The sequence below is a fragment of the Streptosporangium sp. NPDC005286 genome (assembly GCF_040607515.1).
In the GTDB taxonomy this organism is placed as follows: Bacteria; Actinomycetota; Actinomycetes; order Streptosporangiales; family Streptosporangiaceae; genus Streptosporangium.
Window position 1 is genome coordinate 1 of the sequence record NZ_JBEXGU010000258.1, and the last position, 8843, is coordinate 8843.

Annotated in this window: 7 protein-coding genes and 1 pseudogene; all 8 read right to left on the reverse strand. The window is 70.3% G+C overall.

The features are described from left to right. Window positions 1-181: pseudogene (locus ABZU75_RS43470) on the reverse strand (hypothetical protein); the annotation flags it as partial. Beyond that, window positions 178-1167, reverse strand: coding sequence for a GDP-mannose 4,6-dehydratase (locus ABZU75_RS43475; RefSeq protein ID WP_355568383.1), 990 nt, complete (start codon window positions 1165-1167; stop codon window positions 178-180). The pseudogene ABZU75_RS43470 and the gene ABZU75_RS43475, both read right to left, overlap by 4 nt. A 56-nt stretch (window positions 1168-1223) precedes the next feature. Beyond that, entirely contained in the window at window positions 1224-2189 is a 966-nt protein-coding gene (locus tag ABZU75_RS43480) for an NAD-dependent epimerase/dehydratase family protein (protein ID WP_355568386.1), read from the reverse strand. Next, window positions 2186-3367, reverse strand: a complete 1182-nt coding sequence (locus tag ABZU75_RS43485; protein ID WP_355568389.1) for a glycosyltransferase — start codon at window positions 3365-3367, stop codon at window positions 2186-2188. Before ABZU75_RS43485 ends, ABZU75_RS43480 begins: the two co-directional genes overlap by 4 nt. A 261-nt stretch (window positions 3368-3628) precedes the next feature. Next, window positions 3629-4960 carry a hypothetical protein gene (locus ABZU75_RS43490; protein ID WP_355568392.1) on the reverse strand — a complete coding sequence of 444 codons (1332 nt, stop codon included), beginning with the start codon at window positions 4958-4960 and terminating at the stop codon, window positions 3629-3631. A 3-nt stretch (window positions 4961-4963) separates the two neighbouring features. Next, entirely contained in the window at window positions 4964-6052 is a 1089-nt protein-coding gene (locus ABZU75_RS43495; protein WP_355568395.1) for a glycosyltransferase, read from the reverse strand. Further along, a complete protein-coding gene (locus tag ABZU75_RS43500) occupies window positions 6049-7164 on the reverse strand; it encodes a glycosyltransferase family 4 protein (RefSeq protein WP_355568398.1) in 1116 nt (371 codons plus the stop codon). The genes ABZU75_RS43495 and ABZU75_RS43500 overlap by 4 nt, the downstream gene beginning before the upstream one ends. Beyond that, the coding region (locus ABZU75_RS43505; RefSeq protein ID WP_355568401.1) for a hypothetical protein at window positions 7161-8843 on the reverse strand (1683 nt) is incomplete at its 5' end. The genes ABZU75_RS43500 and ABZU75_RS43505, both read right to left, overlap by 4 nt.

The window sequence follows — 8843 nt, forward strand, 5'->3', positions numbered from 1 at the left end:
GCACGACCGTGCCCGCCGCGATCGCGATGCCGCCGAGGTAGGGGGTCGGGCGAGCGTGGGCCCGGTGCCCGCCGGGGCGGTCGACGAGATCCCAGCGCAGCGCCAGGCGCCTCAGCGGCACGGCGGTCGCCACGCTGAGAAGGCAGGCCGTGCCTGCGGCGAGGGCGATCGTTCCGTTCACCGGGGGCACGCCGCCGGATCGCCGACGGACTCTCTGATGATCTCGGTGAGGATCCTGTCGAGAGAGCGCCGGGGAGCCCAGCCGGTGAGCGCGCGGAGCTTCGCGGTGTCCGGAACCCTGCGGGTCATGTCCTCGAATCCCCGCTCGTAGGCCTCGGAGTAGGGGACGAGGTCGATTCCGGAGGTGGAACCGGTGAACTCGATGATGAGTTTCGCCAGTTCCATGATGCTCACCTCGTCGGTGGAGCCGATGTTGAAGGTCTCACCGATGGCCGCGTCCTCGTCGAGCAGCCGGAGCAGCGCGTCGACCACGTCCGCGACGTGCGCGAAGCAGCGGGTCTGGGTCCCGTCGCCGAAGACCGTCAGCGGCGTGGCCGACAGGGCCTGCCGGACGAGGCTCGGGATCACCATGCCGTAGGTCGGACTCTGCCGCGGGCCCACCGTGTTGAACAGCCGGACGACGATCGTCGGCAGGCCGCGTTCCTTGTGATAGGCGTTGGCGAGTATCTCGTCGACGGCCTTGGCGGTGCTGTAGGCCCAGCGGACCACCGCGGGGCTGCCGAGGATTCGGTCGGCGTCCTCGCGCAGCGCGTCGGAGGAGTTCTTGCCGTAGATCTCGCTCGTGCTGGTGATCAGGATCTTCTTCCGGTACCGGTGCGCGGCCTCGATGACGATCTCCGAGCCCCGGATGTTGGTCGTCAGCGACCGCAGCGGTTGCTCGACGATCAGCTTGACGCCGACCGCGGCCGCCATGTGGACGACGACGTCGCAGCGGTGCACCAGCTCGTCGACCATGAGTTCGTCCAGGACCGAACCGTGTACGAAACGCAGCTCCGGATGGGGCCGCAGGTTCTCCAGCCGGCCCGTCGAGAGGTTGTCCAGGACGACGACGGAGTCACCGCGCGCGAGCAGCGCGTCGGCCAGGTGCGATCCGATGAATCCACTGCCACCCGTTATCAGATAGTTGGTTCTTGGTGCCGTGCTCACGGGTTCTCCTCATCACGTGCTTGGAGAGATCTCTGTTAGCGGGAGGAAGCGGTGGTTCACGCGTACGTGCCGAGCGTCGACTCGATGCCTGGAACCTGGGTTCTCTCGAACCAGCGCACCGTTGCGCGGAGCCCGTCCTCAAGCGGGACGGGACACACACCGGGGAACAGTTCGCGGAGCAGCTGGGGAGAGGCCTGGGATTGCCGGATGTCGCCCGCCCGCGGCGGCAGGTGAGTCGACTCGACCGGGCGGCCGAGGATCTCGGCGAGGACGTCTGTCAGGTGCCGGAGGGAGACCGTGGTGCCGAACGCCAGGTTCACCGGCTTCGTGCTGGTCATCCGGCGCGCGGCCGCGTCGACGAGGACCTGGGTCACCGACCTCACATAGGTGAAGTCCCGCGACTGGAGGCCGTCGCCGTGGAGCGGCACCGGCTCGCCCCGCAGCGCCGCGGAGACGAACGCCGGGATCACGGCCGCGTAGGCGTGTCCGGCGGTCTGCAGCGGGCCGTAGACGTTGAAGAAGCGGAACGGCATGACCGGCAGGCCGTAGCTGTGCGCGTAGGCCGTCGCGTAGGCCTCGCCGGCGAGCTTGCCGGCCCCGTACGGGCTGAGCGGCCTGGTGGGCAGGTCCTCGTGCTTGCGGGGTTCGGGACAGTCGCCGTACACCGAGGACGAGGAGGCGAGGATCACGTGCGGCCTGCTCGCGCGGCACGCCTCCAGCACGTGCAGGGTGCCGGTCGCGTTGACGGCGTGCGAGGCCAGCGGATCGGCCAGGGAGCGGGGGACCGAGGGCCGGGCGGCGAGGTGGATCACGTGCGTGACACCGGCCACCAGGTCCGTCAGCAGGTCCCGGTCCAGGATGCTGCCCGTCACCACCGCCGCCTCGACGCCGTCGAGGTTGCTGAGGTCCCCGCTGCTCAGGTCGTCCAGCACCGTGATGTGTCCGACCTCGGGCCGCTCCGCCAGCGCCCGGCACAGGTGCGCGCCGATGAAGCCGGCACCGCCCGTCACCAGCACCCTCATCGCGCGTTCTCTTCCGCCAGGAGCCGCCGGCCGGCCTTCCCGCACAGCGACCGGTAGAGGTGCTCGGTGTCGGAGACGAGGCGCGTCACGTCGAACGCGTGCCGCGTCCAGTCGTGGGCCGACTCACCCATCCGGCGGGCCAGGTCCGGATCGCAGAGCAGGCGGACCGTGTGCGCCGCCAGTTCGGCCGGGTCGGTCGAGGACAGCAGTCCGGTGTGCCCGTCCCTGACGATCTCGGCGACGCTTCCCACCCGGGTGGAGACCACCGGCGTGCCCGCCATGCCCGCCTCGATGAGCGAGAGCGGGGTGCCCTCGTTGTCGGAGGTCAGCACGATCACGTCGGCGGCGGCGTAGACGGCCTCCACGTCCTTCCTCCAGCCGAGCAGGTGGAAGGAGTCGCGGACGGGCTCGACGTCCCGCGCGACCTGCCGCTCCAGGTCGCCGCCCCCGCACATGACGAAGCGGCAGCCGGGGATCTGCCTGGACACGATGTCGGCCACGGCGAGGAAGCGGTCGGGCCGCTTCACCTGGGTGAGGCGGCCCACGTACGCCACGACGGGTGCGTCCGGTGGGAGTCCGAGCGCGGCGCGGGCCGTCCTGCGGTCGGGGACCGGTCCCAGCCGCACGCCGGGAGGGATCACCACGTACTGGGCGGGGCGTCCGATACCGGCCCGGAGCAGATCGTCCCTGACCTGGGCTCCCACCGTCACCAGCCGGTCCGACATGGAGGCCAGGATCCGTTCCGAGCGCACGTAGAGCCCGCGCTTGAGCGGGGAGAAGTAGCCGTGCAGGAGGTGCCCGTGGAAGACGTGCGCCCGGGCCGAGCCGACACCGGACAGGCGGGACGCCGCCCTGCCCAGAGCGCCCGCCTTGGCCGTGTGGGTGTGCACGACGTGCGGGCGGAACGCCCGCATCGCGCGGATCAGCCAGAAGAGCGCCTGGCAGTCGTCTCCGGCCTTGACCGACCGGCCGAGGCCTGGCACCCGGTGCACCCGTACCCTCGTGTTGCGCAGCTGGAGGTGGTCGCCTTCGTGCTCGTCGACGTGACCGGTGTAGAGGCGGTGGTCGAACTCTCCCGAGTCCAGTCCTTCCGACAGCCCCGACATCTGGGTGGCGGGGCCGCCGACGTTCATCCGGGCGATGATCTCCATGACACGAATCCGACCATCCGGCTTCATAGCGGCTCCTTGATGACGGGCCTGGCTCACGTCGGAGAAACTAGTTCTCCTCCCGAGCTGTTTGCCGACGCCATCACGGTGTGGGCGCGATGTTTTCCCCATTCCCTACCTAGGCATGATCTAGTTGGGACGCCCCAAGTGTTCGCAGTCCACCCTTTGATCCCTATCAGGACTGACGACTTCGTTGGTGGCCGTGATGGGAGCATGGAGAAACAATCCTTTTGCCGCTTATCTGGATACCGGTGCTCCGCCACAGGAAGATCATCTGGAGTCCGGACAGCCGAGGTCCGCGATAGGCCGCAACGACGCGATCCAGAAACCCGTCCCGAGTACGGCGACGGCCAGCGTTCCCCACCCGAAACAGAGCGATGCCTGGAACGGGCTCGACGCGGTCCGGCCGGCGACGAGAAGTACGCCCAGGAGCATGACCCCCTCCGCCAGGAGGTACGCGAGCCGCCAGCCGGGCCTGCCGAGGGCGAGGGGAAGCACGTTGGACCAGCAGACCGTTCCCTTCACGCAGGCGGCGCCCAGGAGCACCAGGGCGACCACGCCGATGTGGGCGTACCCGGGGCCGTAGGCCATGCCGATGACGGCGTCGGTCACCGGGAGCGCGACGGTGATGGTCGCCGCCCCGGCCGCGGCGAGCAGCAGGGTGGTGCGCATGACGTCCCGGATGATGGGTGCCCTTCCCGCTCCCGCCGTGGCGGTCCGGATGATCCGGGGATAGAGCATCGCGGCCACCGGGATCGCCAGGTTGGCGTAGAAGCGGCCGGGGGCCGATGCGATCTTGAGGATGGTCACCAGGGTCGGGCCGCCCAGCAGGCCCGCCAGGGTGAGGATGCCCGAGTCGGAGATCCCGGCCACGCTGGTTCCCACTGACGTCTTCACGGTGAAGGCGACCATGCCCGGCGGCAGCCGGACCCGCGCGACGGCCGGTCCCAGCTCCGCGACGAGCACCCGGGTGGCCAGCAGGTAGAACACCACCGCCATCACCAGCGCGCCCGCGGCCTGGCCCGCCAGGTAGAGCAGGGGGCCGCCGAGGAACAGTCCGCCGAGGGACAGTCCGAACGACAGGACGGCGCACCGCGTCCTGAGCACGCCCAGGGCACGCAGCCTGTCCGTCAGCGCGAAGGCCGCGCCCGCCGTACCGTACGACGCCATGGCCCCACGGGCGACGATGGCCAGAGCGAGCATGAGCGCGAACTCGTCGGAGACGGAGCCGAGCAGGCGCGCGGCCGGCAGCGCCAGGAGGCCGGCACCGGTCGCGGCCACGCCGATCGCCACGTCCCAGTGGATCAGGCGCATGAACAGCGAGGACCCCCGCCCGCTCCGCTGCTGTTCGATGGGGACGAATCGCTGGGCGGCGTTCTCCAGACAGGGGTCGCACAGCAGGAACCAGACGGCCGCGACGGACTGGGCGAAGACCACCTGACCGGATGTCTCGCTACCCGTCAGGCGTACCAGAGCGATCAGGCTGAGAGTGGGAAGAACCGCCTCGCCCAGGCCGGCGGCGGTCAGCGATGCGAAGGTTCGCAGCTGGCGCCTGCCAGGCGGGCGTATCCGGTGGACGGCGCGTCCGAGAGTGCTGGCCATGTCCTACGAGCAGACCTCGTCGTACAGCCTGTCGAACCAGTCGGCCGCCCGGCTGATGTCCACCAGCTCCCTGCTCTCCCGCGCTCCCTCGCGAAGGCGCGCGTGGATCTCCGGGCGCGTCGCCCGCAGGATGCCCTCGGCGAGGGCGGCGGGGTCCCCGGGCCTGACCAGGAGGCCGTTCCTGCGGTCCTCGATCAGATCGGGTACTCCGCCCACCGCGGTGGACACGACCGGCACGCCCGCGGCGAGAGCCTCCATGACGACCACGGGCAGCCCTTCGTAGGAGGAACTGAGCACGAGCAGGTCACAGGAGGCGATGAGCCGACCGGCGTCGGGCACGTGACCGAGCAGGCGCACGTTGCCCACGCCGAGCCCTTCGACCTGGCGGGCCACCCGCTCGTGCAGGGGACCTGATCCGGCGAGAAGGAACACCGGGCGGGGGTCTCGCTCCTCGACCCTCGCCGCGGCTTCGACGAGCAGCTCATGGTTCTTCTGCGCGCGGAAGTTGGCGACGTGCACGATCAGGAAGGCGTCCGGGGATACGCCCCACTCCTGCCTCGTCTGTGCCGATCGAGCCGCCCAACGGCGCTGTTCCGCGAGCTGGACGCCGTGCACGCGAACGGACAGGCCACGCGAGTACCTGCTGGTACGAGCACGGGCGACCTGCGGAGAGACCGCCACCGTCCGGGTGTCCAGCCAGCCCGTCGCCCGGTCGAGCAACATCGTCGGCAGCCGGTAGCGCACGTTGTGCACCGTCGAGACCAGGGCAGGGCGAGGACTCAGCAACCGGGACACGGGCCGCAGGAGTGACGCGGGAAGGGGGGAGTGGATGTTGAGGACGTCGGGCCTCAACCTCCGCACCACGAGCGCGAGGCGGGCCAGGCGGAGCCAGCGCGGGCACTCGGTGAGGTCGACGACTCCGATGCCCGCCGATCGCAGCCGTTCGCTCAGCTCGTTGGTGGAGGCCCACAGGTATACGACGGTGTAGCGCTTGTCCGTCGGGGGAGCGGCGAGCAGCCTCTCGACGAGCAGGACCTCCGCGCCGCCCACGTCCAGCGTCTTGATCACTTCACAGACGTGCAGGCCGCTCATGACGCGCTCACCGGGGCAGGGGTCCGGTCGGCGATGAGCGTCTCGTACCATTCCCCGATGCGGTCGCCCACCATCCGCCAGTCGAGGTTCGACACGGCCCGTACCCCGCGTTCGATCAGCTGGAGGCACAGCGCCTGGTCGTCGAGGACCGATCGCAGGTGCGTCACCAGGTCCTGCACGGATCCCGACTGGAAGACGCGGTAGGCGGAGCCGTCCGCTACGGCCGTGCCGAGCGAGGCGTCGGACGAGACGATGACGGCGGTGCCCAGCGCGAGAGCCTCCAGGAGGGCGAAGGGAATGCCCTCCCCGATGGCGGGAAGCCGCTGGGAGGCATGCACGACCACCTGGGCCCGGCTTACCAGCGAGTACACGTCGTCGGCGGGGATGTGCCCGGTGAACTCGATTCCCGGGCCCGTCCCGGCGAGCCGCTCAAGCCGGGCGCGTTCCGGGCCGTCACCCGCGATGACGAGGCGCGCGCCGGGGTGGTCGGTCCGTAGCCGGTGGAAGGCCTGAACGGTCAGCGCGTGGTTCTTCACCTTCACCAGCGAGCCCACACTGACGATCAATCCTGGTTCGACCGGATGTCTCTCCCGGAATCCGGCGAGGTGATCGAGGTTCAGGCCGCCGGGTATGATCCGCATCCGCCGCTCCGGTACGCCGGCCGCCAGCAGGTCCTCCCGCGGCCGTTCTCCGGCCACGATGAATCCGTCGGTGTGGCGGAAGGCCCACGGCATGATCCGCCGGTGACGCACGGTGAGGGCGCCGTGGACATGGAGCAGGAGGGGAATCCCCGCTCGCCGTGCGGCGGAGCCGAGGCCGAGCGCCTCGCGGTGGTCGCCGTGCGCGTGCACGATGTCGATCCGGTGTGCCCGGCGGAGTGTCCGCGCGCACTCCATGGCGAAGGCGATCACATCCGACCTTCTGGAGACGGCGCGGCTGGCAGCGGTCCGTGCCAGCGGAAGCGCCTTCGCGCCACCGGGGATGTCGCCCCGCCGGTGGGCGACGACCACCTCGTGTCCACGCAGCATCTGCTCGTGGCTGAGGCGCTCGATATAGCGTTCCTTTCCCCCGGGCTCGGGTGGAAGCCGGTATCCGATGTGGAGAATCCTCATGTCAACCTTCCTGATGGGCTCGATGTCCTTCCGGTCTGGCTCGACCGGGCCGACGCGTCGTCGCCTGGCGGGCCGCCGGCGGCACTTGAGGAGACCTCGTGCTCCGGGATCCGGTAGACGGCGCAGTCGCCGGAGCGGAACCGGAGCTCCGCGAAGTCCCCGATCCTGGAGGTCTGGCCGGTGTGGCGTTCGTCGACGAAGAGCCAGCGCACCCCGTAGCGCTCGCGCAGCCGCCGGATCGTGGTCGCCGAGGGCGCCCGGAAGGCGGCGTCGTTGAGGGCGAGCCGCTCACCGTCCCAGAACGGCAGGTGTTCGGGCGGGGAACCGGGGCGCCAGTGGCTCATGTTCGCGGCGGTGTAGGTCCAGCCCTCGGTCAGCACCCGCCGCTCGGACAGGGCGGCCACCCAGGACTGGCGGGTGTCGCACGGATCCTCGTATCCCCAGCGGCAGTGCGCGTCCGTGGCCACCAGGTCGTCCGGATCCGAGTGGGCGCGCAACCACCGGCCGGCCTCCAGGGCGCCCAGGGGGACGGGCGAGGCCACCGGCCTGACCGCATGAGAACCCTTTCCGATGAGGCGGTCCATGACGGAAAGGCCACGCGCGTTCCCGTAGGCGGGCAGGCCGATGGCCGCGAGCATGATGGTCACGAGCGCCCATCCGCGAAGGCCGCCGCACCTGACGACCAGGACGGCGGCCACCAGGACGACGGCCACCGCCAGCACGATGTACGGCCGGTAGAGGACGGTGTCCCCCTCGCCGGGACCGAGGGGGATTCTGACGCCGCACAGGACGGGAATCGCATAGGCGGCGACCGCCCCGGCACCGGCCGAGCACATCGCCTCTCCGAGCGACACCTGTGCGTGCCGCAGGAGGACAAGGATCCCGTAGACCGCGACGATCACCAGGTAGGGATAGGCGCCCCAGAGGAAGAAGAGCTGGCTCCGGCCGGGGTGCCCGAGCAGGAGCGCCGCGCCCATGCCCGCCGCGCCCATGCCGAGCAGGAGGACCACCGCCGGTCGCAGGAGCAGTCTCGGCCTGCACAGCAACCCGAGGATCCCGCACCACGCGACGGCCCAGCACAACAGGTAGAGCGATGCGACGGCCAGCACCGAGGCCAACGGGGGGCTCACCTGCTCGCCCAGACCGGTCAACTCGCCCCACGCGGTTCGTGCGAACGAGAGGGGGTCGACGATCAGCCCCTGTCGCACCTGACCGAACAGCGTCGCCTGCGCGAAGAGGAAGCAGGCCGCGGTCATCCCGAGCGCGGTGAGCGCGGGCCACGGCATCCGGCGCCGTCCGATCACCTCGACCGCGACCACCGCCAGCAGGCCCACCGCGAGCAGGGGCAGGTAGACGGCCTTGGCTCCCATGACCGCGACGAGGAAGACCGTCAGCAGCGGCCACCTGCCCGCACCGCGGCGCCCATGATCGAGAAGGTCGATGAGCAGCAGGACGACTGGGGCGAACAGGAGGGCCCCGAATGCCTGGGTGGGGCTCGTCCATGAAGCGTCTGGAATGCCTCCCCAGGTGAACAGGTCGCTGCTGCCCAGGTAGAGACTCGCCGCTCCGACCGAGATCGAGCCTGCGATGGCCAGGAGTGCGGCGGGGCGGGAGCCGGTGAGACGGCGGGCGATCATGGACAGCAGGACGATCAGGGCGAACATCATGGGCAGCATGCC

Coding starts and splice junctions, on each gene's coding strand:
- ABZU75_RS43480 (WP_355568386.1), bottom strand. CDS start 2,189: ATGAGGGTGCTGGTGACGGGCGGTGCCGGCTTCATCGGCGCGCACCTG.
- ABZU75_RS43485 (WP_355568389.1), bottom strand. CDS start 3,367: ATGAAGCCGGATGGTCGGATTCGTGTCATGGAGATCATCGCCCGGATG.
- ABZU75_RS43500 (WP_355568398.1), bottom strand. CDS start 7,164: ATGAGGATTCTCCACATCGGATACCGGCTTCCACCCGAGCCCGGGGGA.
- ABZU75_RS43495 (WP_355568395.1), bottom strand. CDS start 6,052: ATGAGCGGCCTGCACGTCTGTGAAGTGATCAAGACGCTGGACGTGGGC.
- ABZU75_RS43490 (WP_355568392.1), bottom strand. CDS start 4,960: ATGGCCAGCACTCTCGGACGCGCCGTCCACCGGATACGCCCGCCTGGC.